Source organism: Pseudomonas sp. 5Ae-yellow, assembly GCF_014077575.1.
GTDB lineage: Bacteria > Pseudomonadota > Gammaproteobacteria > Pseudomonadales > Pseudomonadaceae > Halopseudomonas > Halopseudomonas neustonica.
Map to the genome: position 1 here is coordinate 1 of NZ_JACGWE010000045.1, position 23,665 is coordinate 23,665.

The 23,665-nt window shown below is 56.9% G+C and carries 24 protein-coding genes; 17 read left to right on the forward strand and 7 right to left on the reverse strand.

The features are described from left to right. Positions 1-586: 586 nt before the first annotated feature. Complete coding sequence (locus H4J77_RS16985; RefSeq protein ID WP_182249576.1) at positions 587-772, forward strand: hypothetical protein; 186 nt, start codon at positions 587-589, stop codon at positions 770-772. A 404-nt stretch (positions 773-1,176) separates the two neighbouring features. Here the strand turns inward: H4J77_RS16985 and H4J77_RS16990 are convergent, their stop codons facing one another. Then, a complete protein-coding gene (locus H4J77_RS16990) occupies positions 1,177-1,983 on the reverse strand; it encodes a hypothetical protein (RefSeq protein WP_182249578.1) in 807 nt (268 codons plus the stop codon). 402 nt (positions 1,984-2,385) lie between these two features. Between H4J77_RS16990 and H4J77_RS20000 the strand changes: the two genes are divergently transcribed. The 8 genes from H4J77_RS20000 (at position 2,386) to yegQ (ending at position 9,743) form a co-directional block, all read left to right on the forward strand. After that, a complete protein-coding gene (locus H4J77_RS20000) occupies positions 2,386-2,514 on the forward strand; it encodes a hypothetical protein (RefSeq protein ID WP_259364899.1) in 129 nt (42 codons plus the stop codon). An 85-nt stretch (positions 2,515-2,599) separates the two neighbouring features. Next, positions 2,600-3,616, forward strand: a complete 1,017-nt coding sequence (locus H4J77_RS16995) for an AraC family transcriptional regulator (protein WP_259364900.1) — start codon at positions 2,600-2,602, stop codon at positions 3,614-3,616. Between the two features lie 103 nt (positions 3,617-3,719). Continuing rightward, the gene (locus tag H4J77_RS17000; RefSeq protein WP_182249580.1) at positions 3,720-3,896 is read left to right on the forward strand and encodes a hypothetical protein; all 177 of its coding nucleotides are present in this window, start codon (positions 3,720-3,722) and stop codon (positions 3,894-3,896) included. Between the two features lie 81 nt (positions 3,897-3,977). Then, positions 3,978-4,877: a glycosyltransferase family 2 protein gene (locus tag H4J77_RS17005; protein ID WP_182249582.1), complete on the forward strand. Its 900-nt coding sequence runs from the start codon at positions 3,978-3,980 to the stop codon at positions 4,875-4,877. Between the two features lie 241 nt (positions 4,878-5,118). Further along, positions 5,119-5,601, forward strand: coding sequence for a DUF3015 domain-containing protein (locus tag H4J77_RS17010; RefSeq protein ID WP_123889579.1), 483 nt, complete (start codon positions 5,119-5,121; stop codon positions 5,599-5,601). A gap of 103 nt (positions 5,602-5,704) precedes the next feature. Then, on the forward strand, positions 5,705-7,561 hold the full coding sequence (locus tag H4J77_RS17015; protein WP_182249584.1) for a DUF4105 domain-containing protein: 1,857 nt from the start codon (positions 5,705-5,707) through the stop codon (positions 7,559-7,561). A gap of 133 nt (positions 7,562-7,694) precedes the next feature. Next, positions 7,695-8,270, forward strand: coding sequence for a hypothetical protein (locus H4J77_RS17020; protein WP_182249586.1), 576 nt, complete (start codon positions 7,695-7,697; stop codon positions 8,268-8,270). 189 nt (positions 8,271-8,459) lie between these two features. Continuing rightward, complete coding sequence (gene yegQ / locus H4J77_RS17025; RefSeq protein WP_182249588.1) at positions 8,460-9,743, forward strand: tRNA 5-hydroxyuridine modification protein YegQ; 1,284 nt, start codon at positions 8,460-8,462, stop codon at positions 9,741-9,743. A 46-nt stretch (positions 9,744-9,789) separates the two neighbouring features. Here the strand turns inward: yegQ and H4J77_RS17030 are convergent, their stop codons facing one another. After that, the gene (locus H4J77_RS17030; RefSeq protein WP_182249590.1) at positions 9,790-10,677 is read right to left on the reverse strand and encodes a LysR family transcriptional regulator; all 888 of its coding nucleotides are present in this window, start codon (positions 10,675-10,677) and stop codon (positions 9,790-9,792) included. A gap of 131 nt (positions 10,678-10,808) precedes the next feature. On the opposite strand from H4J77_RS17030, the gene H4J77_RS17035 reads away from it, so the two are divergent. Next, complete coding sequence (locus H4J77_RS17035; RefSeq protein ID WP_182249593.1) at positions 10,809-11,537, forward strand: pirin family protein; 729 nt, start codon at positions 10,809-10,811, stop codon at positions 11,535-11,537. 108 nt (positions 11,538-11,645) lie between these two features. On the opposite strand, the gene H4J77_RS17040 is transcribed toward H4J77_RS17035, so the two are convergent. From H4J77_RS17040 to H4J77_RS17060, 5 genes are all read right to left on the reverse strand, one after another. Beyond that, positions 11,646-11,894: a YdcH family protein gene (locus H4J77_RS17040; protein ID WP_123889573.1), complete on the reverse strand. Its 249-nt coding sequence runs from the start codon at positions 11,892-11,894 to the stop codon at positions 11,646-11,648. 185 nt (positions 11,895-12,079) lie between these two features. Beyond that, positions 12,080-12,796: an LrgB family protein gene (locus H4J77_RS17045; RefSeq protein WP_259364901.1), complete on the reverse strand. Its 717-nt coding sequence runs from the start codon at positions 12,794-12,796 to the stop codon at positions 12,080-12,082. Next, positions 12,789-13,139 (reverse strand): CidA/LrgA family protein, encoded by a 351-nt coding sequence (locus H4J77_RS17050; RefSeq protein WP_310735005.1) that lies wholly within the window; start codon positions 13,137-13,139, stop codon positions 12,789-12,791. The genes H4J77_RS17045 and H4J77_RS17050 overlap by 8 nt, the downstream gene beginning before the upstream one ends. Then, positions 13,136-13,651 carry a DUF934 domain-containing protein gene (locus H4J77_RS17055; RefSeq protein ID WP_182249597.1) on the reverse strand — a complete coding sequence of 172 codons (516 nt, stop codon included), beginning with the start codon at positions 13,649-13,651 and terminating at the stop codon, positions 13,136-13,138. The genes H4J77_RS17050 and H4J77_RS17055 overlap by 4 nt, the downstream gene beginning before the upstream one ends. Then, a complete protein-coding gene (locus H4J77_RS17060; RefSeq protein ID WP_182249599.1) occupies positions 13,648-15,318 on the reverse strand; it encodes a nitrite/sulfite reductase in 1,671 nt (556 codons plus the stop codon). The genes H4J77_RS17055 and H4J77_RS17060 overlap by 4 nt, the downstream gene beginning before the upstream one ends. Before the next feature lie 300 nt (positions 15,319-15,618). Here H4J77_RS17060 and ccoG point away from each other — a divergent pair, with 300 nt between their 5' ends. The 7 genes from ccoG (at position 15,619) to H4J77_RS17095 (ending at position 23,553) form a co-directional block, all read left to right on the forward strand. Further along, positions 15,619-17,034 carry a cytochrome c oxidase accessory protein CcoG gene (ccoG, locus tag H4J77_RS17065; RefSeq protein ID WP_182249601.1) on the forward strand — a complete coding sequence of 472 codons (1,416 nt, stop codon included), beginning with the start codon at positions 15,619-15,621 and terminating at the stop codon, positions 17,032-17,034. A 64-nt stretch (positions 17,035-17,098) separates the two neighbouring features. Further along, positions 17,099-18,508 (forward strand): GntR family transcriptional regulator MpaR, encoded by a 1,410-nt coding sequence (gene mapR, locus H4J77_RS17070; protein WP_123889623.1) that lies wholly within the window; start codon positions 17,099-17,101, stop codon positions 18,506-18,508. Between the two features lie 121 nt (positions 18,509-18,629). Further along, entirely contained in the window at positions 18,630-19,799 is a 1,170-nt protein-coding gene (gene ubiM, locus H4J77_RS17075) for a 5-demethoxyubiquinol-8 5-hydroxylase UbiM (protein ID WP_182249603.1), read from the forward strand. Positions 19,800-19,930: 131 nt separating this feature from the next. Beyond that, positions 19,931-21,364 (forward strand): cytochrome-c oxidase, cbb3-type subunit I, encoded by a 1,434-nt coding sequence (ccoN, locus tag H4J77_RS17080; RefSeq protein ID WP_182249605.1) that lies wholly within the window; start codon positions 19,931-19,933, stop codon positions 21,362-21,364. Between the two features lie 19 nt (positions 21,365-21,383). Further along, a complete protein-coding gene (locus tag H4J77_RS17085; RefSeq protein ID WP_182249608.1) occupies positions 21,384-21,530 on the forward strand; it encodes a hypothetical protein in 147 nt (48 codons plus the stop codon). A gap of 293 nt (positions 21,531-21,823) precedes the next feature. Beyond that, on the forward strand, positions 21,824-23,290 hold the full coding sequence (locus H4J77_RS17090) for an N-6 DNA methylase (RefSeq protein WP_182249610.1): 1,467 nt from the start codon (positions 21,824-21,826) through the stop codon (positions 23,288-23,290). Further along, on the forward strand, positions 23,290-23,553 hold the full coding sequence (locus H4J77_RS17095; protein WP_182249612.1) for a hypothetical protein: 264 nt from the start codon (positions 23,290-23,292) through the stop codon (positions 23,551-23,553). The genes H4J77_RS17090 and H4J77_RS17095 overlap by 1 nt, the downstream gene beginning before the upstream one ends. The last annotated feature ends 112 nt before the right edge of the window (positions 23,554-23,665 follow it).

A 23,665-nucleotide genomic window follows, 5' to 3' on the forward strand; every position in this document is an offset into this window, starting at 1 on the left:
AAGCGCTTCGATTTCAAATGTCCTATCGAAGTCATGAGCGAAGTGATGCAGAAAGCCTTGGCTATGCAATATGATGCTCCTGCGTCAATTCAATAACCGTGTTGCACTCAGCTCCTGCAACCGCCCTCCATTTGAGGCCTAACAGCAAAGCTGCAGATCAGCTGTGTGGTTTTTTGCATTCGCTTATCTTGCGTTGTTAGGCACCTTTCCATTTGACAAAACGAAAATGGATCGTCCCGATGATCTTTCCCCCAAATTCCGCGCCATGAACTTGATGAGATTTCCAGCTAATCTAGCACGATGGGGATCTTGATATGAAGAATACGCGATACACCGAAGAGCAGATCATTGGCACTATCAAGGAACACGAGGCCGAGGCCAAGGTCGATGTTATCTGCATCATGAGATCGAGGATGCGCACCTGTTAGCTGAAATGCTGGGAGGGCCGTTGGGCACATGATGATTTGAACGTTGGATTCTTAAGTTTGGCCTACATTCCAGCAGGGCTTCAGTACTGACCGGCTATACTCGATTGCGTCCCTCAACTCGGTCCAGCGGGCTTTCCCTTTCTCAGGCAGGTAATGACATGAAGAAAACCGAGAAAATACCAGCAACCTACGAGGAAGCCGAGCGGATAAAAGCTGAAAATCGAGCGAAGAAGACTGCGTTCGTGGCCTCGTTGAGTAAAGAAGAGCGCGAGGCCTTAGAGGAGCGGTTGCGAGACGTCGTGGTTAGGGATTTTGGCGGATATCGGTCACTTGACAGCGACTGAAAGGTTAATATAATCAAACATGATTCTGAGATGCCACCTAATCCAACTTTTGCGGAAAACGCGCCCAAGAGCTTGATTATTCGGGATATTTGAACTGTTGAATTCGAATCCCCCCGGCCCCACCAAATAAGCAAGACCTAAGACCCTGATTATCCTCGTGATTTTCAGGGTTTTTTGCTTTCTGGGGTACGCGATTGTCTCGAAAGTGTCACTCTTGAAAATCTGCATTGGGAAGCCGGCGGGATCTCGCTTTGGTTCGTAAATATGTAGAACCATTGAACCCCCATTACACGTAACGTTTCAAAAAAATGACGCTCTGTTGCTGGTACAGAGGACCCCTTCACCGAGGTAAGGTTAGGCCCCCGAGATTAACCCGTGAAGCTCCGTCCTGACAGAATTCATAATCACTGCTTAACGTCCATGATCGAGCGATCAAAATCCGCTAAGAAACCTTGCCAATTTTTCAAAACCTCTTCATTGAAATAAGCTTTTACAGACCAGCCGTTTCGTTGATCCATCGTGATGCTGCACAAACGAGAAACGCAATAAAAGATAGGTGGATTACCTAACACTGTAACGTAGGTGTCATGGTCATTTGGCACCCAATACCGGATCATACTGAGGCGCTCAACATCGTATGGAATCAAGCCATCGTAAAGGCTTTTTTCTTCCCCCTGATGCTCGATTACTTTCAAATTTCGTTCTTCATTTAGCCTTTCTACTTCTCGATAGAACCTGTACAGAGGAGTCTTTGCCTGAAGGTCTTTATTAACTTCGAAAGGTGGAACCACCAATGATGAAAACCCCTCCAACAAAACATTTCGGTGGTCTTCCTCATTCAAAGAGTACCGGAATTCAACCTGAACATTGTCGGCTAACGTCCCTCGTATACCCGAAGCACAATCACCCACTCCCTTTGGAACAAACCCTGGCAGACAATAATGAAGATAAAAATGTGGGCCTTCACCGGTCCCATAAATTGTCCGGTGTTCGGGTCGAGGCTTGTAATCTGCGCCGTCCACATCGCGAATTTCGGTCGTCGCCTGTTCAGGTTTCATAATCTCGACGCCAAACGCGCCAGTAGAAGCGAGAAGGCCTAACCCTATCGAAAACAGCCATACAGGGGCCTTTATATACAGATAACGATTATTTTTCATAAGTCGCAAATTGATCTCAGAATAACCTACACCTTCAAACAAAACAGATAGCACGTTTAATCAGGGTTGAAAGTACTAGAACTCATCACCATCTACTTTGGCATGAAAGTCACCACATGACCTGGCTATATTGTCAGGACTATAGGAGCGAACTTGATCGCATCCCTGGAGGGGGTCTGGACCTTTTCAAAATAGATGCATCGCGTGCTACCCAGCACTGCCCCATTAGCAAGATTGAGGCTCTGCACAGAGTCTTTTTTTGGCATTCCGTCTGGAGCAACCCAGCCACTACGACATTTTCTTTCTGAGTAAAAAGGCGCAAGCAAACGAAAACGTCTTGCGTCAATTCTCATCGCTGCGCCAAGGTGCCTTCAAATACTGGTTGATCGTATCCGAGAATGTTATCGCGCCGAGCTGTTCAGGCATGACATCAGTATTGAGCGCACAGCGATGCTGATGTTCAGCTCATCGCAAGGCATGATGACCATGTATCGGAACGACCGGCTTGGTGAACACGAAGAGCATTTCATCCGGATATACCGTAACAGTTACCAACTGATTGAAACGCTGTTGCTGGCGCAGTAACGCCGCGCTGCGACTGGCGTGATGGTTACCGATATCCTTATGCTGTCCTGAATACTGCTGCAATGGCCAATATGCTGGAACCAACATGCTGAATTGGAGAGAAAGGCGTGACGCTTCTGGCGTACGCTATCTGCTGGAAACGGCACAAGATGATGGCGTGGACATCCAAGCCTGCCTGGCAGGGAGTGCCATCTCGGCAACCGCTCTGTTAGAGCCCGGTACAACTATTGAGGCGTGGCAAGAGCTGGCAGTAATTCGTAACTTGATACAGCAAGGTATCAAGCCCGACTTTGGGTACAGACTTGGTCGACGTTATCACTTGACCAGCCTCGGCCTCCTCGGATTTACCATGCTGGCCAGCGATAACCTGGAAAGCGCATTGGCGTTACTGGATCGATTTCAAACGCTGGCACTGACCATCTGCCCGGTAACGACTGAGCGGCATCCTTTGGGGCTTTGGGTTTTCTTTGATGAACGCGTTCTTCCTGCCGACGCTCAAAGCCTGGTAGTCGAGCGTGGGCTTTCCGGCATCATCAGCTTGGCGTCAGAACTGATGCAACGCAATGTTCAGCCCCTTGAAGTACAGGTAAAACACAGCGCACCAAACCAAGCAGATCAACACCTCCACGCAATGCCCTACGCCATACAGTATTCAACACAGCGCAATGGAGTGCTATTCGCCCAGCAGGACATGGTCGCGCCAATGCCCCAGGCAAACCTTAGCTCACGCTTTGAAGGTGAGCGCCTGTGCACACAACTCATCGTCGAGCTCGACCTATCGCCGACCAGCTCGGTAACGGTTCGCCGCGTTCAGGAAGTGCTGCTGGAAAGCGCTTCAACGCTAATGACAAGCAAGCAGGTGGCGGACGCCATTGGCCTCTCGGATCGCACGCTGCACCGCAGACTGGCCGCCGACGGCAAGACCTTCGCCATGGTCAATGACGGCATAAAGCAGAAAATGGCGGAACGCTTACTCGCCGAATCAAATATCAGCGTTGCGGCAGTCGCGCAGCGATTAGGCTACGCGGAAGCCGCGAGTTTTTCTCGCGCCTTTAGCCGCTGGACGGGCACCGCACCAGGGCGGTGGCGCAGAAGCGTGTAGGTACCATAGTGCTTTAACAAGTAACCTTGAGAGACGCCATATTTCCTTTCCGGCGCTTATAGCTCAGCTCATTGGTTTGGCATACGTACAACGCTAGGCAGTCATGAAACTGCAAAAAAATGACGCTAAAACCATGAGCCTAAAAGACAAGATGCGCCATAGCACACCTAGTTTTGAAATGGGCTTGAGCACCACCAAAGATAAAGAATGTCTGCTACAATTCTTCGCCACAATGCTAGGGATCGGCAATCAAGAATCTGCTGCAACTCTCAAGCCATGAAGTCAATAAAGACAGGCCGCCGAGAAAGATCAAAGGCACTGTCATAACAATGATTTGAACTGTTCAGGTATCCAGATTCCGATGAGCTCTCCACTTGTATCCATCGTCATGGCTTGCTTCAATCACGCTAACTACGTGGAAAAGTCCATCCGCTCTGTCATGGAGCACGACTACGACAACATCGAATTCCTTGTGGTAGATGATGGTTCGACAGATAACAGCCTGGCGATTATTCGAGCGCTTCAAGCCGAGTATGGTTTCAAAGTGATAACGCAGGAAAACCAGGGCGTTACCAAGGCCGTAAACACAGGTTTTTACGCCACCAATGGCGAGTATTTCGCCTCGTTTGACTCTGACGACATCATGCTGCCCGGGCGGATACGCCTCCAGGTCGAGTACCTGCAGACACGACCTGAAGTAGGCGGCTGTGGCGCCAACTTTGAGTATATAGACGCCCAAGGTAACCATAAGCCGGGGGCGCTATTCAAAAAGGCTGCGAGCTATCAATTTCACGACTTCTTCGTTGACCGCAGATGGCTCGGCGGACCCACTGCGTTCTTTAGAAGGCAGGCGATACTGGACGCTGGCGGCTATGATCTGGATAACCCGATACAGGACACGCATCTGGAACTCAAGGTGGCACATGCCGGTTATCGCCTGGATATTATCGAAGATATCGTCACCCTATATAGAAGACACGATACAAACATATCGTCCAACAACAAGGGCAACTTCAAATCTCATTTACTGGCAATCAACCAGTTTCAGGCGGAGCCGGGCTACATAGCAGCCAAACGAGGCTTGATTCACGCTGAACTAAAAAAAGCCGTTGCTGAAGACCGCGCCTATGCCAAGGAGTTGTTTGCTCTGTTACCGCTCAAAGAGTGGAACACAAAAACACTCAAGCGCTTCTGGCGCTATTCCAGAAAACGCCTCTCACCCGACTTCAGTAAACTGAAAACACGACGACGAGCGGTCTGACAGAGCGCTATTCAGACCTGTAAATAGGCTTGACTGGCAAGCCTGAAAGCTTTGTATCGGCGGCATGCGCTTATGGTCAAAGTACGATGGCATCGTGAGCGAGGCTCACGTTAGCCTCGCGTAACAGCAAACAACGATAACCAGTCGACAGCTACAAAGCTCAACACTGAAACCTAATTGCAACAAAGTAATTCCGTTGCTAAATTGAATAAACTAACTCACTGAATATGGAAACGCCCACATGAAACGGATCTTACTCGGCACCGTCCTGGCTGCAGCTTCAATCAACGCCTTCGCGGCTGCTCCCGGCGGCCCTAGCTGCGGTTGGGGTAACATGTTGTTCGAAGGTCAAAGCGGCCTGCCATCCCATCTGGTGGCCTCCATCACCAATGGCACGTCCGGTAACGCCACTTTCGGTATGACCTCTGGTACCAATGGTTGTGATACCGGCGGCAAGCTGACCTACGCTGGCAAGCCAATGCTGGTTTTGGGCAGCATCATGAACGAGCTGTCTGAAGACGTTGCTCGTGGTGAAGGCGAAGCTCTGACCACTTACGCGGTAGTATTGGGTGTGCAGCCTGAAGATCGCGCGCATTTCAACGCCGTTACCCACGCCCACTTCAACGACATCTTCACCAGTGCCGACGTAACTGCTGAGCAGGTACATGAAGCAACTCTGAACCTGATGCGCCAAGACGCCGTGCTGGCCAAATACGCAGCCTAAGCCTGATCGCGGTACAATCTGCAAAAGGCCGGAGCCAAAAGCCCGGCCTTTTGTGTTTATATCCGACGTACCTCTTTTTCTATTACTGCAAGTGACGCCCACCATGTTCAAACGCTTAGCCCCGCTGCTGATCGGCAGCCTGTGCGCTGCTGCGCAGGCCTCTCCGCAAATGGCCGATACCCAGCTGCAGGCGCTAGCGAGCGAACGTTATTGGCTGTTGCTTGGGCACTATCTACCGAGCCGCCTTGACGGTTGGCGCAGCTACGTCGATGACGACGCGTTTTTTCTGGCCGACGAGGGCGCTACGTCACCGGCTGCCGAGCTGCAAGCGACACTGGAAGGGCTTTATGCGGACCCCGCGCAGGGCAATGACCACGTCCAGTGCAAGTACCCCGCACGCACGCGCTGGCTGCGTGAACAGTTACAGCTAAGCGATCTGCCAAGCCCGGACTGCGGCGAGTACCGCAGCTGGTATGACGATATCAACCCGCACGCCACCGTGCTGGTTTTCCCGGATGCTTACCTGAATAGCCCATCGTCGATGTTTGGCCATACCTTGCTGCGGATCGACTCGCCTGACACCCAAGCCAGCGGCACCACTCTGCTGACCTACGCGCTTAACTTTGGTGCCATGGTAGAGAATATGGACAACGGCATTCTGTATGCCTGGAAAGGGCTGGCGGGTGGCTACCCAGGTCAGTTCTCACTGCTGCCCTACCGCGACAAGATTGGCGAATACAGTCGCCTGGAGAATCGCGATCTGTGGGAATATCAGCTCAACCTGACGCCAGAAGAAACCGCCCGCATGGTCGAACATGTGTGGGAATTGCGGCAGGTGCGCTTTGACTATTTTTTCTTCGACGAGAATTGCTCCTACCGCTTATTGGAGTTACTCGAAGTCGCCAAGCCGCAACTGCATTTGACCGAGCAGTTTCCGCTGACCGCCATTCCCGCCGATACCGTGCGCGCGGTGCGCGAAGCAGGCCTGATTACCGACGTAACCTATCGGCCTTCGCGCGAACGCGAGCTACTGGCCCAGGCCGAGCCATTAACCAGCAACGAGCTTGATTGGGTCACTCGCCTGGCGGCCGACAGCGCGGTGTTGAAGGACCCGGACTACCAAGCAATCGATTCGCAGCGCCAAGCACTGATTCAAGAGTCGGCATACCGCCTGATTCGCTATCAGAGCAGCGGCCAGGAACGCGATCAGGCGAGCGCCGACCGTAGCTACCAGTTGCTCCAGGCGATCAACCAGAACCCACCACCCAAACTGCTCATCGACACGCCGACGTATCCGGAATATGGCCACGAATCACGCACCTGGCAACTCGCGCTGGGCAGCCGTGATGACCGTGCCTTTGCCGAGTACGGCTTACGTCTGGCGTATCACGATCTGGCCGATAACCTGGCCGGCTTTCCGCTCGGCGCGCAGATTGAATTGGGCACGCTGAATATCCGTCAGTACCAAGGCAATCACTGGCAACTGGAAGAACTGGGGCTGGTCAGCATTCGCTCGCTGACCCCGCGTAACCAGCTGCTCAAACCCTGGTCCTGGCAGGTAGCCACCGGGCTGGAGCGCGTCGCCGGTGACGACGACAAACGCAGGCTGGTACCGCACCTGAACGGCGGCGGCGGGTTCAGCTGGAATCCGGTAAACGACCTGCAAACCTTTGCGCTGGCGACCCTGCGCGTCGAGCACCACCAGGATGCCGACGAAGCCTTGAGCCCTGCTGCCGGCTTCAATGCGGGCCTGCTGTGGCGCAACGGGTTAGGCAATCTGCTGATGGAAACCAGCAACGACTTCTTTACCAATGGCGAGGTGCGCCGCAGTCTAAAGCTTAGCCAGCACTGGGAGCTGGGAACAGATCTGGGCCTGCGCCTGAGAGCCAGCCGCGAATTTAGCCACCGCAGCGACCCCGAGAATGAAGTCAGCCTGCAGTTACGCTGGTATTACTATTGAGCTGTACCCGCAGCAGCGACTAAATCCGTAAAAAAGTCTAGTGAAGTAGATGCTATCGGTAGGCATTTGCTGCGCTTCGCGAGCCATGCTTGCAGCCTAAATAGGGCCGCTTTTCTGATCTGCGCGCTGCGCCATGAATCTGTCGCTCAGAAAAAAACAGCGCTCCACTGACAATATTCCGACCTTTGATGGCCGAGCACTCGGGTTCACACATCAGGAAAAACGGGTTACCATCAAAAACTACATACCGGTTATAAAAAGAAAGGAGTCAGGGATGAGTCAAAAAATTATCTGCGTCGCCCGGAATGCGATGGCCGCGGCCATTCTGAGCACAGCGTCTTTTGGCGCTACAGCCAATGATATTGGCTTCGGGGTTGGCGTCAGCTATGTATTCGGGCAAGGACCGGCCATCGGCATCAAGGCCTTCTCGGATGACGAAGAAAACAAGGCAGCAGCAACCCTGGGCCTGGATTACGTGTTTGCCAGCGGCTCATTCCGTCCAAACGTCGGTATTGGTTATCAGGGTGAAGGCTACTTCGGTGATGCCAACCTGGGCTACTCGTTGAAAACCCGAAACTTTGACTTTGCGACCGGTGCGGGCTGGTCAGATGCGGACGGCAAATCTAATGACGCGCCAACAACGCTCAACCCTGGCATACCAGACAACGGCAACGGACCAAAGCCGCCCCCCCAACAAGGTCAAGGTTAAAGTGAGTTAAGCAGAGGCCATAACCATAATGTGGACCTCTGCTACCTAGCAAACGGGTTACCTGGCGGTAGCCAGTTCACGTTAGCGACTACCTCAAGCAAACTTCTGTCCAACTGATCTCAGTCAATATCCGTAATACCAACAACCGCTAAGCTCTCGGCCTTTCTGCAGACCAAGCGGTTCATCGCCATGCCCACATTTCCCGAACTGCTGGCGCCCGCCGGCACCCTCAAAGCCATGCGCTATGCCTTTGCCTACGGCGCCGATGCCGTCTACGCCGGACAGCCGCGCTACAGCTTGCGCGTACGCGAGAACGATTTTCATGACCCTAAGGTGCTGGCTGAGGCGATTACGGAAGCACATGCGCAGGGTAAGAAGTTCTACTTGGCCAGTAATATCGCCGCGCACAACAGCAAAGTGGCAACCTACCTGCGGGATTTGGAATCGGTCGTGGCGATGGGGCCGGATGCACTGATTATGTCGGACCCCGGTCTGATCATGCTGGTGCGTGAACGCTGGCCCGAGTTGCCGGTGCACCTCTCGGTGCAGGCCAATGCCGTCAACTGGGCCACAGTGACGTTCTGGCAGAAATTGGGACTGGAGCGCATCATACTCTCACGCGAGCTATCGCTGGACGAGGTTGAGGAGATTCGCCGCCGCTGTCCGGATGTGGGCCTGGAGGTATTTGTCCATGGCGCACTCTGTATTGCCTACTCCGGTCGCTGCCTGCTCTCAGGGTATTTCAATCACCGTGATGCCAACCAGGGCGCCTGCACTAATGCCTGTCGCTGGCAGTATGACGTTAAGCCGGGCGTTGAAACACCCGAGGGCAATATCGAGCCCGTAAGCAAACCGGTGCAGATCATCACTCAGCGCAACAAGCCTGACGAACCTATGGCCATCGAGGAGGACGAGCACGGCACCTACGTGATGAACTCCAAGGACCTGCGCGCCGTGCAACACGTCGAGCGCTTTGTCCGCATGGGGGTAGATTCGCTGAAGATTGAAGGCCGCACCAAGTCGCACTTCTATGTAGCGCGCACCGTACAGGCGTATCGCCAGGCCATCGACGACGCTGTGGCCGGACGCCCGTTTAACCTGGCCTTGATGGATGATCTGGAAAGCCTGGCCAATCGCGGCTACACCGAAGGTTTTTATCGCCGCCATCCGCCTGGCGTGTACCAGAACTACGAGCAAGGCGCCTCACGCATGACCCGGCATCAGTTTGTCGGCGAGCTGGCAGAGGCCGACAATGACTGGATAACCATTGCCGTAAAAAACCGTTTCAGCCTGGGTGACCGGCTGGAGCTGATGACGCCAACCGGTAACCAGGCGTTCATTTTGCAGGCCATGCAGGACCGGCGCGGCCAGCCGATTGACGTGGCTCCCGGCGATGGTCACCTGGTACGTATCCCGCGGCCAGCGATAGACAATCTGGATTTCGCTTTGCTACTGCGCTATCTGCCCGACTGAGCAGGGCGCGCCAACCACAACGCGCCCCCCCGATGTCGGCGCCCGGTCAGCCTTGGCTGGTCAGCGCCTCGCGTAGATAGTCGATTAGAAACTGCACCAGCAAAGACGACTGGCGGTGCTGTGGATAGACCGCATAGACCTTACCGGCCGGCATTTGATAGGCCTCAAGCACAGTCACCAACTGGCCGCTGGCGAGCGCGTCGCCCACAATAAAGGTTGGCAACATGGTCAGCCCCAGACCGGCAATCGCAGCATCACGGACCAGCTCACCGTTGTTGACGCGGTAACGTCCGTGCAAGGCTATGCGCTGGCTACGCCCATCACGCCAGTAATGCCACTCCACCGATTTACTGTGGCCATAAAGCATGCACTCGTGGACGCGCAGATCATCCGGCGTTTGCGGCTCGCCATGCTTGGCCAGGTATGCCGGGCTGGCACAGGTCACCATGTGCAGCGGTGCCAGCTGACGCGCAATCAGGCTGGAATCAGCCAGCTCGCCAATGCGGATTGCCATGTCATAACCTTCACCCAGCAAGTCGACCGTACGGTCGCTGAGATCCAGCTCGATATTGACCTCGGGATACCGCTGCATAAAGGTTGGCAATAGCTCACTGAGGTGCAGGGTGCCAAAAGACATAGGCGCCGCCAGCCGCAGAGCGCCGCGCGGCGACGCGCCTTGCTCGGAGACCAACATGTCGGTTTCCGCGACATCCTGCAGTATGCGCCGCGCGCGCTCGAAATAGCTTTGCCCCAAGGCGGTTGCACTGAGTTTGCGCGTCGAGCGGTTGAGCAGGCGCACACCCAGGCGGGCTTCCAGTGCCGCCACTCGGCGACTGACAAACTGCTTGGATAGACCTAACACTTCAGCTGCCGCCGTAAAGCTGCCTTGCTCCAGCACACTGACAAACAACTGCATATCTTCAAGCTGGCTCATTGTCTCGCCCTAGTAGACAGTAATACCTATCCCAGCATCTTAATCCACGAATCAATAGACAGTAATCTGTTTTCAATGGGCAAAGCCGCTTTAGGTCAACAGCGCCCACCCTGACAACAGGAGTACTCGATATGAGCAATAACACCGAGCTACGCAAAGCCACCGAACGCGGTATCGCCAACCACGGCTGGCTGCAGTCGCGGCACAGTTTTTCCTTCGGCTCCTACTACGATCCCGAGCATGTCGGGTTTTCTGACCTGCTGGTGATCAATGATGACCGGGTGGCGCCTGCTGGCGGCTTTGGCAAACACCCACACCGCGATATGGAGATTTTCTCCTACGTGCTCGCAGGCGCCCTGAAGCATGAAGACACGCTGGGCAACGGCTCGCAGATCAGGCCCGGTGACGTGCAGCTGATGAGCGCCGGTACCGGAGTTGCACACAGCGAGTACAACGCCAGCAAGACCGCGCCGGTGCACTTCCTGCAAATCTGGATCATGCCCGGCAAGCAGGGCATCCAGCCGCAATATCAGCAGCAGCATATTGCTGCCGAGGAAAAACGCGGGCGGTTACGCTTGATTCTCGCACCAGACGGCGCCGAGGGTGCGCTCACCCTGCATCAGGACGCGCGGGTTTACGCGGGCCTGTTTAACGGCGCAGAGCGAGACACGCTGACACTCGCTGCCAACCGTCATGCCTACGTGCATGTGGCGAGCGGTACGGTGACAGTGAATGGCAAGCGGCTAAGCGAAGGTGATGGCCTCAAGTTACGGCATGCACAGACGCTGGAAATCAATCAGGGGCAGAACGCAGAGGTGCTGGTGTTTGACCTGCGGCCGTACGAAGTACCGCGCGTTTAAGTACGTCGGACGGCAAAAAGCCGGAACCTGTCAGGGCTCCGGCCTTTTTCTATGCGCAACACTTGGTGCGCAATACTAATACGTACATCAACGCACCCGGCGCAGCTATTAGGCCTCGGAGGCCTTTAACAGGGCGTTGTAGAGTTGATCCTTGAGGTGAGCGCGGCTAGCCTTCAGCTGCGTGAAATTCTCATCGGATACCGGCAGATTCTGCTTCTCCAGCGTCTGAATTTCCTTGTCCAGCTCGGCATATTCCTTCAGCTGCTTTTTGAAGTGGCCGTCGTGCTCGGTCAGTTGGTCGATCAGATCGCTGTACTGTGGAAAGTCATGATGAAGTTCATGGTTCGAAATACCCATCTGCGATAACTCCTTGCTACTACGAATGTGACGAGCCAAGTGCCGCTAAGCTCTGTTGGCTGCTCGATCGCGCAATGCGGCGGATCCTGCAGTCAACCCGGACATACCTGCACTGCTCTATGGTGTAGAGCGTCCTGTTCGCCTTTGGTTCCTGGCTATTATCGCCGTGCGACAGCGCGTCGCGCTCAATCCAGCAGCAGATGCCAAAGCAAAAACGCCAGCGGCAGCAGCACGGCTGTCAAAGCCCCCAGCGCGCCCATCGCCAACGCCGCAAAGGCGCCACATTCATCCCCCTCCTCCAGCGCTCTGGCGGTACCCACCGCGTGGGCATTCATACCGTACGCCATGCCGCGCGCAGCGGGGTGCTGCACGCCACAGAGATTCAACAACGGCGGCAGCATGGCAGTGCCAGCCACACCCGTCAGCATCACCAGCACCGCAGCCAAGGCGGCGATGCCACCCAACTGTTCGGCCAGCGGCATCGCTATGGGCATGGTCACCGACTTGGTCGCCAGCGTCATCAGTACCTGTGCGTCCGCACCCAGCCAGCGCGCAAACAGCAGCGTCAGCGCCACGATGGCGACACCACCTACCAGCAAGGTCAGCATGACCGGCCATAGCGCCTGACGAATGCGCCGCACGTTACGATACAGCGGCACCGCCAACGCAACCGTCGCTGGGCCGAGCAACCAGGAGATGGGTACCACGGCCTCCCGGTAGGCCTGGTAATCGAGACCCAGCAGGCGGATTCCGCCGATAATAATCAGCATGGTCACCAGCACCGGCTGCAATACCAGCCAGCCGCTACGACGATACAGCCAGACAGCACACAAAAAGGCCGCCAGCGTCAGGGCTAGCGCGATAACCGGCGAGTGTATTACCTGCACCAACGGATCAGTCATCATCGGCTTCCGCCGCTATCAGGCGCTGCATCATCCAGCCACACAGGGGGATACAAAACAGCAGCGACAACAGCAGCCCGCCGCTGATCGCTGGCAATTGCGCCAGCAGCACGTCACCGCCCAGTAGAATGCCGGTAGCCGGCACCGCCAGCAGTAGCGGCAAATACTGGAACAACGCAGAACTGGCCTGCTCCAGGCACTGCGGAATGCGCCCGAGGACCAGTAGCAACACCAACAGCAATAACAGGCCGATCACCGGTCCTGGCAGCATCGGCAACCACAGTTGCTGCAACAAGGCGCCGCCGGCCTGCATCATCAGCAGCAACAATAAGCCCTTGATCACAACGTATCTCGGCGTCGAAACAAGGGTCGGGGCTCGATGGCGGAGCGGCCGTAGAGCACACTCATGCCAGCCAAGCCCTTAAGGGCATCCTCAGCCGCCTTGTCTTCACGCACTGCAAAGGCATCAAAACCACACTGGCGCATATGGCTGAGCTGGTCGCGCAGCACGTCGCCCACCGCCCGCAGTTCACCTTGCCAGCCCAACCGGGTACGTAGCAGGTAGGCCTGGCTATAGCCGCGCCCATCGCGAAAAGTGGGGAAGTGCACCGCGATCATCGGCAGCACGGCCAGATAAGGCTCCAGTTGTTCCGCCTCATCATCCGGTTGCAGGCACACTGCATCTGCGCTGGTTTGCTCGCCCCGCAACACGGCCTCAGTCTGCCGCGCCAGCCAGTCGCTGAGCGACAGGATCAGTGGCGCAGTTGGCGCCTCGGGCGGTGTCAGCGCCAGCATCCAGGGGTCCGCGGTTGCCAGTTCGGCCCCGTCGCTGCCCAGACGTATCAGGTTGTTCATGCGCGCACCTCCTCACGCTGGTAGACCCGCGCCTTGAACGGCTCCAGGCCAACCCGCGCGACGGTATCAACAAAGCGCTCGCTCTCGATGCGCTGTTCGCGATAGACGTCAGCCAGGTGCGCAATCACATCCGGTACCTCGGCGGCGCTGAACGCCGGACCAATCACCTTGCCCAGCGCACTCTGTTTGCCCTGTGCACCGCCAATGGTGAACTGATACCACTCGCTACCATTCTTATCGACGCCGAGGATGCCGATATTGCCAATATGGTGATGCCCGCAGGCGTTCATGCAGCCGGAGATATTCAGGCTGATCTCGCCCAAATCCTGCAGCAGCGTCTGGTCGGCAAAGCGGTGCTGTATCGCCTGCGCCACCGGAATGGATTTGGCATTGGCCAGTGAGCAATAGTCGCCGCCGGGGCAGGCAATCACATCGGTCAGTAGCCCAATGTTGGCCGTCGCCAAGCCGGCTTCACAGGCCGCCTGCCAGAAGCGGTAAAGGTCTGCCTTGGCAATGTCCGGCAGGACCAGATTCTGCTCATGCGCCACGCGAATCTCACCAAAGCCGAAGCGCTCCGCCAGATCGGCAACCTGCTCCATCTGCTCGGCAGTGACATCGCCGGGCGGCGTATCGCCACCGGGTTTGGTCGACAGTGTGACGGAAACGTAGCCCGGCACCTTGTGGGCATGGGTGTTGCGTTGAACCCATTGGGTAAACTGGGCATCCTGCGCCAGCGCGGTGCCATAGCCGAGGTCAGTGACCGACTGCGGCACATAGGCTGGCGGCACAAAGTTGGCCGCGACCCGGCTGAACTCGGCTTCGGTCAGTTCGGCCGGGCCGTCCTTGATATGCTCCCATTCGGCATCGACCTCACTAGCGAAGGCCTCGATCCCCAGCGCCTTGACCAGAATCTTGATCCGCGCCTTGTACTTGTTGTCGCGTCGGCCATGCCGGTTGTACACCCGCAATACCGCCTCGACGTACGACAGCAGATGGCGCCAGGGCAGCGCGCGACGGATCGGCTGCGACAGGATGGGCGTACGCCCCAAACCGCCGCCGACCATCACGTCGAACAGCATCTCGCCGTTCGTATCCCGGTACAGATACAGGCCGATGTCGTGCATCATGACCGCCGCCCGGTCTTCCGTGGCCGAGCACAGCGCAATCTTGAATTTGCGCGGCAAGTAGAGAAACTCCGGATTGACGGTCGACCACTGTCGCAGAATTTCCGCGAGCGGACGCGGGTCGAGCACCTCATCTGCCGCTACGCCCGCAAAGGCGTCGGTGCTGATGTTGCGCACACAATTGCCCGATGTCTGGATGGCGTGCATATCAACCTGCGCCAGCCGTTCGAGAATATCCGGCACCTGCTCCAGCTCAATCCAGTTGTACTGGATATTCTGCCGGGTGGTGAAGTGACCGTAGCCGCGATCAAAGTCGCGGGCGATGCTGGCCAAGGTACGCAGCTGGTCTGCCGACAAGGTGCCGTAGGGGATCGCCACCCGCAGCATGTAAGCATGGCGCTGCAGATACAGGCCGTTCTGCAAGCGCAGCGGCAGAAACTCTTCTTCGCTCAGTTCACCGCTCAGACGCCGCGCAACCTGATCGCGAAACTGGGCTACGCGCTCGGTTACCAGCGCGCGGTCATATTCATCATAGTGGTACATGCAAACCTCTCGGGTGGGCTGCGCGCGCCGCTAATAAGGCGCTGGCAACGGGCAGCTCGGATCAGATCACCACTATGCGCAGCCGGGCGCTTACCAACCAGACCCAGATTCAGCCGAAAAAAGCGGATCAGATCGCATTTAGGCAGGCGCCGGGCGCGAACGAGAAGCAGTAGCAGATAGCTCTAAACAGCCCCGGACGACCTCATCTGATCTGCTTTTTTAAGTACATTCTGAATCTGTTATCAGATCAGCTGACCGCGCATCATGCACCGTGCCTGATAACCAAGAGCCGTGATTGCCATGACCAGCCAGATTCCGATTAAAGACGTGACTGCTAAAAATAAGCAGCCGATCACCTTCGTGCCGCCCGCGCAGACCGGCGATCCCATCCATACCCGCAGCTTCAAGGGGTTGTTTCGCAACCTGCGCCTGAGCGGCGCTGGCGCGCTCATACTCTTGTTCTTCGGTACCGCCTGGCTGAACTGGAATGGCCATCAAGCGGTGCTCTGGGATCTGGACGCCAAGCAGTTCTTTATCTTTGACGCGACCTTCTGGCCACAGGATTTCATCCTGCTGTCGGCGATCCTGATGATTGCCGCTTTTGGTCTGTTCTTCATCACCGTCTTTGCTGGCCGCGTGTGGTGCGGCTATACCTGCCCCCAAAGCGTCTGGACCTGGATTTTCATGTGGGCCGAGAAGGTAACCGAGGGTGAGCGACATCAGCGCGTTCGCCTCGACGCCGCGCCCTGGTCATTCAATAAACTGGCGCGGCGCGGCGCCAAACACAGTATCTGGCTGGTAGTCAGCCTGGCCACTGCGATTGCCTTTGTCGGTTATTTCACCCCGGTACGCGAACTGGTCAGCGATATGCTGCACCTGCAACTGGGTGCCAGCACCGCCTTCTGGCTGTTCTTTTTCACCGCTGCCACCTACTTCAACGCAGGTTGGCTGCGTGAGAAAGTCTGCCTGCACATGTGCCCCTACTCCCGCTTTCAGAGCGTCATGTTCGACGAGCACACCCTGGTCGTCACCTACGACAGCGCCCGTGGCGAATCCCGCGGACCACGCAAGAAGTCCATCGACCATACCGCTGCGGGCCTGGGTGACTGCATTGACTGTACGGTTTGCGTCCAGGTGTGCCCTACCGGAATTGATATCCGTGACGGCCTGCAACTCGACTGCATCAGTTGCGGCGCCTGTATCGATGCTTGCAACAGCGTGATGGACCAGATGGACTATCCGCGCGGGCTGATCCGCTATACCTCCGAGCGCGCGCTGGAAGGCAAGCCTACACACTGGCTACGCCCTCGCCTGGTAGGTTATGCCGCCGTGCTGCTGGCGATGGTTGGTAGCCTGGCCTGGGGAATCCAGGCCCGTCCGCTGATTGACCTGGACGTGAGTCGCGACCGCAGCATCTTCCGCGAGAACAGCGCCGGCGAAATTGAAAACCTTTATACCCTTAAGGTGATCAACAAGAGCCAGCAAAGCCGCTCCTACATTATCGATCTGGGCGAGCCCGATCGCTTTAAGGCCCAAGGCCTCGGCGAGGTGACCATCGCCGGTGGTGAAACGGCGGTAGTGCCAGTGCGCGTCAGCCGCCAGCAGCCCGACGGTCGTGCCGGCAGCCAGCCCCTGCAGTTTGTGGTCAGGGATATGCAGGATAGCGATAGCCAGGTCAGCGATGCATCGACCTTCGTTTCCCCTGCGGCGCGCTGAGCGTCGCATGGCCACTGCCGATGGCGTAGAGTATGTGCATGCCTCTAAACCCGCACAGGACAGGATGAAACGCTACGAGAAATTCGCCGACGAGATCGCCGAACTGATCCGTACCGGGGTGATCGCCCCGGGTGAAAAAGTCCCCTCGGTGCGGCATGCCAGCCGCACCTATGGGGTCAGCCCCTCTACCGTATTCCAGGCCTACTACCTGCTGGAAGACCGTGGCCTGATTCAGGCGCGCCCGCGCTCCGGCTACTTTGTGCATGCCCTCGCCCGCCGCCAGCTGCACGAACCGGACATCGGCCAGTACGCCTCCGACAGCGTGGAAGTGGATGTCAGCGAACTGGTGTTCTCGGTATTGAGCTCGCTCAAGGACCCGGACATGGTCGCGTTCGGCTCGGCCTTCCCCAGTCCCAACCTGTTTCCGCTGGCGCGCCTGTCACGCTCACTGGCCAACAGTGCACGCGACATGCAGCCACATTCAGTGATTGCCGATATGACCGCCGGCAATCCGGATCTACGCCGGCAGATTGCCCTGCGCTATATGGTCAGCGGCATGATGCTGCCGCTGGAGGAGCTGGTGATCACCACTGGTGCCATGGAAGCACTCAATCTCTGCCTGCAGACCGTGACTCAGCCCGGCGATCTGGTCGCCATCGAAACCCCCGCCTTTTACGCCACCCTGCAGGTACTAGAACGACTCAAGCTCAAGGCAGTGGAAATTCCGGTCCACCCGCGCGAAGGGATTGATCTGGACAGCCTGGCCGACAGCCTGCAGCGCTTCCCGATCAAGGCTTGCTGGTTCATGAGCAGTTTGCAGAACCCGCTGGGCGCCAGCATGAGCGATGAGAAAAAGCAGGCGCTCTACGCCTTGCTCAAGCAGCATCAGGTGCCGATGATCGAAGACGACGTCTATGCCGAGCTGTACTACGGCAGCCAGCCGCCCAAACCGGTCAAGAGCTTTGATACCGAAGGGCTGGTGATGCACTGCGGCTCCTTCTCCAAATGCCTGGCTCCCGGCTACCGGGTTGGCTGGGTGGCAGCCGGACGCTTTGCCGAGCAGATCAGCCGCCTCAAGCTGATGACGACTATCTCGCCTTCGGTGCCCGCCCAGGCGGCACTCGCCGATTACCTGCAACACGGCGGCTACGATCGCCATCTGCGCAAGCTGCGCCATGCGCTGGAAAGCCAACAGCGTGCGATGCTCGCCTCTGCCGCGCGCCATTTTCCGGCCGATACCCGCGTCACCCGCCCCAATGGCGGCTACTTTCTGTGGTTCGAGTTTCCGACCCGGGTTGATTCATTGCAGCTATTCCAACACGCGCTGGCCCAGGGCATCAGCCTGGCTCCAGGTCCGATATTCTCGGCCAACCGCCATTACGGCCACTGCGCTCGGCTGAACCACGGTCATCCGTGGGACGCGCGCAGCGAACAGGCAATGGCTACCCTGGGCCGCATCATCGCGTCCTTCTGACTACCTTCCGGCTGCGACACCCGACCGCAGCCGCCTCAGTCCGCATACTGACCCAGCGCAATATTCGACGCCGCAAGCAGGTTCAGACTGGAGGCCTTTCACCTCTGGAGAGACGCTGCGCATGAACTGCGACATTGCCATCATCGGTGCCGGTCCAAGCGGGCTTTGCCTGGCGCGGGCACTGGCCGAAACAGGACTTTCAATCGTGCTGATTGAACGCCAGAAAGAGAGCAGCCTGGCCGATCCGGTTTTCGACGGTCGTGAGATTGCCCTTACGCACACCTCGCGCGCCACACTGGAAGAACTCGATATCTGGTCACGCTTGCCACAGGAAGATATTGCTCTACTGCGCGACGCCCAGGTGCTCAATGGCCCCTCACCCTTTGCACTGCAAATTCAGGCCCGACACGCCGGGGCTGATCATTTGGGGCACCTGGTCGCCAACCGGTCGATTCGCCGGGCCGCCTGGGAAAGTCTTCAGGCCGTCGGCGGTGTGCAGATGTTGTGCGACACCCGTTTGCGCCAAATACGCCAGCATAGCGGTGGTATTGAGCTGGCGCTCAGTGACGGCACACAACTGGAGGCTCGCCTTTTGGTCGCTGCGGATAGCCGCTTTTCAGAAACCCGACGTCTGCTCGGCATTGGCTCCCAGATGAAGGACTTTGGCAAGAGCATGATGGTCTGCCGCATGAACCACGAGGTCGACCATCAGCAGGTTGCCTGGGAGTGGTTTGGCTACGGCCAGACGTTGGCTCTGCTGCCGCTAAATGGTCGCCAGTCCTCTGTGGTCATTACCCTGCCGCCGCGCGAGATCGAGAAGCTGCACGAGATGGACCCGCTGGCCTTTGCCCGCGAAATGGAAGCGCGCTTTTCACATCGGCTGGGCAGCATGGAGCTCGCCAGTGGCCGTCACGTTTACCCGCTGGTCGGCGCCTACGCTCGGCGCATCGTGGCCCATCGCAGCGCGCTGATTGGCGACGCCGCCGTGGGCATGCACCCGGTCACAGCACACGGTTTCAACTTTGGTTTATCCAGCGTGCAGCGCTTGAGCGGCTTACTCAAAGAGGCACATCAACAGCATCGCGATATTGGCGCTCACGCACTGCTGGCACGCTATGAGCGGCAGCAGAGAATGGCCACCTGGCCCTTGTACCAGGCCACCAATCTGCTGGTGGAATGCTATACCAACGATCGTCTGCCTATGCGTTTGCTGCGCGGTGCGGCGCTGCGCGCGGCGCAGCAGCTGATACCGCTAAAACGCGGTATTGCCCGCCACCTGACCACGGGGTAGAGCACTCAGGGGAACGCCATCTGATCTGCATTATGGCTTAACTTCTGAGTCTGTTTTGTTTTGCTTGTCTTTTCTACAGTACTGCTACTTTTGCGGCTACGGCCGCAGTCACTGTCAGAAAGGTTTTCAAGATGCAAAACACAGGTGCTGTGCAGCCCTACAACTACCGGGTGGTTCGCCAGTTCGCCATCATGACGGTCGTGTGGGGCGTGGTTGGTATGTCGGTCGGGCTATTGGTCGCTTCGCAGCTGGTTTGGCCAGCCCTGAACTTTGATCTGCCCTGGACCAGCTTTGGCCGCCTGCGCCCGCTGCATACCAGCCTGGTAATTTTCGGATTTGCCGGTAGCGCACAGTTCGCCGCCAGCTACTATGCGGTGCAGCGTACCTGCCAAACGCCGCTGATTGCGCCGCGCCTAACGGCCTTTACCTTCTGGGGCTGGCAGGCCGTGATCATCATCATGCTGGTCACGCTGCCACAGGGTCTGACCACGACCAAAGAATATGCCGAGATCGAGTTCACCGGCGCGGTGGTGATGGCCATCGTTTGGGTCGCCTACGCAGTGGTGTTTTTCGGCACAGTAATGCGCCGCAAGACCCGTCATATTTATGTTGGCAACTGGTTCTTCGGTGCCTTCATTCTGGTTATTGCCGTGCTGCATATTGTTAACCACGCCTCGATCCCGATCAGCTGGTTCAAGTCCTACCCGGTCTATGCCGGCGCGACCGATGCCATGGTGCAGTGGTGGTACGGGCACAACGCGGTGGGCTTTTTCCTGACCACCGGCTTTCTCGGCATGATGTATTACTTTGTACCCAAGCAGGTGAACCGGCCGGTTTACTCCTACCGCCTGTCCATCGTGCACTTTTGGGCGCTGATCACCCTGTACATCTGGGCCGGCCCGCACCATCTGCACTACACCGCCCTGCCAGATTGGGCGCAATCACTCGGCATGGTGATGTCGCTGATTCTGTTGGCGCCCAGCTGGGGCGGCATGATCAATGGCATGATGACGCTATCGGGCTCGTGGCATCAGTTGCGCACAGACCCTATCCTGCGTTTCCTGGTGGTTGCCCTGGCCTTCTACGGCATGTCCACCTTTGAAGGACCTATGATGGCGATCAAAACCGTGAACGCGCTGTCGCACTATACTGACTGGACCATTGGCCACGTGCATGCAGGCGCTCTGGGTTGGGTCGCGATGATCACCTTCGGCTCGCTGTATCACCTGATTCCCAAGGTGTTCGGGGTGGAGAAAATGCACAGCACCGGGCTGATCAACCTGCACTTCTGGCTGGCGACCATAGGCACCGTGTTATACATCGTCGCCATGTGGGTCAACGGCATTACCCAGGGCCTGATGTGGCGCGCAGTGAACGTCGACGGCACCTCGACCTACTCGTTTGTCGAGGCGCTGGAGGCCAGCCATCCGGGTTACGTAGTACGCGTTATCGGCGGCGCCTTCTTCCTCACCGGCATGCTGTGCATGGCCTGGAATACCTGGCGCACCGTAGGCGCGGCACGCCAGCTCGAGGCGCAGACTGGCGCCCTGGCAACCGCACACTGACAACACAGGAGCTCATACCATGCTGATCTCTGAAATCGTCGCACTGCTAACGCTGATCGGTTTTTTCCTCGCCGTCAGCGCCAGCCTGGCAAACCATCCGGACGACGAACTGGAAGACGCAGCCCAGCTGCCGTTTCTGGAAGAACCGGACCGACTGGACGCCTGACGCCAGCGTGACGCTCGATACCGTCAACTCCTTGGAGTTGACGGTACGATCTGCCCATCGCATTAAGTCAACTTATCGCAACACCCTGCCACTTCCCATCTCGCCGCATAAAAAACACCAAAACAACGCCACAGGTTCGTCAGCACTCAGACCCGAGCTGACTACCCCCCTGTAATAGCCGCGTGCAAGCCAAAAGCAACGACATGCCGTAGCAAATAAGGCAAAATCTGACGGCATAAGCCAGCTGCGACTGCAGCGATAGACGGCACTACCGAAAAGGATTCACGCCCCAGATGTTCGAACAAACCTTCAAAGCCATTGACGATGTGCTGTGGAAAGACGCTGGTTGCTCCAGTGAGCTGGATTACACCGAGCAGACCAGCTGGATGCTGTTTCTCAAGTACCTGGACGATCTTGAGCACGAGCGCAGCCTTGCAGCCGAGCTGATGGGCGAAGGCTACCAGTACATCATCGACGACGCCCACCGCTGGAGCCGCTGGGCCGCGCCCAAAGACGCCGCGGGCAACTTTGACCACAACAACGCCCTCACCGGCGATGACCTGATCGACTACGTGGATGGTGAGCTCTTCCCCTACCTCAAGGGGTTTAAAAAACGCGCCGACGGCCCCGACACCATCGAGTATAAAATTGGCGAAATCTTTGGCGAGATCAAAAACAAGATTCAGAGCGGCTATTCATTAAGAGACGCCCTGGAAAAGGTGGACGAACTGCGCTTCCGTTCCCAGGAAGAAAAGCACGAACTCAGCCACCTGTACGAAACCAAGATCAAGAACATGGGCAACGCCGGGCGCAACGGTGGCGAGTACTACACGCCCCGCCCGCTGATTCGCGCCATGATCGATGTGGTACAACCACAAATCGGCGAAACCATTTACGACGGCGCCGCCGGTTCGGCGGGCTTTCTCTGCGAGGCCTTCGATTACCTGCGCCAGGGTGGCCGCAGCAAGCAGCAGCTCTCTACCACTGCTCTTAAAACCCTGCAGGAGCGCACCTTCTACGCCAAAGAGAAGAAGTCCCTCGCCTACGTCATCGCCATCATGAACATGATCCTGCACGGCATCGAAACCCCCAACGTGATCCATACCAACACGCTGGCAGAGAACCTGCAGGACATACAACCCAGTAACCAGCACGACATCATCCTCGCCAACCCGCCCTTTGGCGGCAAAGAGCGCAAAGAGGTGCAGCAGAACTTCCCGATTAAAACCGGCGAAACCGCCTTCCTGTTTCTGCAACACTTTATGAAGATACTCAAACCCGGTGGCCGCGCCGCCGTGGTGATCAAAAATACCTTTTTAAGCAACACCGACAACGCCGCCGTCGCCCTGCGCAAAGAGCTGCTGCAAAACCACAACCTGCACACCGTGCTCGACTGCCCCGCCAAGACCTTCCTTGGCGCCGGGGTGAAAACCGTGGTGCTGTTCTTTACCAAAGGCGAGCCCACGCAAAAAGTGTGGTACTACCAGCTCGACCCCGGCCGCAGCCTGGGCAAAACCAACCCACTGAATGACAAGGACCTGCAGGCGTTTGTGCAACTGCAAAAAGGCTTCGAAGACTCTGATAAATCCTGGTCGCTCAATGTAGTCGATCTGGATCAGGCCACCTGGGATCTATCGGTGAATAACCCCAAGGGTAAGGAAGAGTCCGAGCTACGCGAGCCGAAAGAGATCATTGCCGAGATTATTGCGCTGGATAAAGAGAGCGAAGCGATACTGGCAAAGATTCAGGAGTTGGTGTGATGGCTTGGCCAACTGAAAAATTCGGAAATGTTTGCGAGTTTGTGCGGGGTCCTTTTGGGGGCGCGCTAAAGAAGAATATATTTAAAGAAACTGGCTATGCCGTATATGAACAACAACATGCAATAAATAACCAATTTGAAAGCATTAGATATTTTGTTGATGAAGATAAATTTTTGGAAATGTCTCGTTTTGAGCTATTTCCAGGCGATTTGATAATGAGCTGTTCAGGAACGATGGGGAAAATAGCGATGGGGGTGTCATAAATTTTGTGTTTGGGCATAACATGTTGCAGCAGAGGACGCATGTATGCCGACCAAGAAGAAGCCGGGGCGTGAAGCCCCGCGAGACCTACCCGCAATTCCCAACGAACTGATA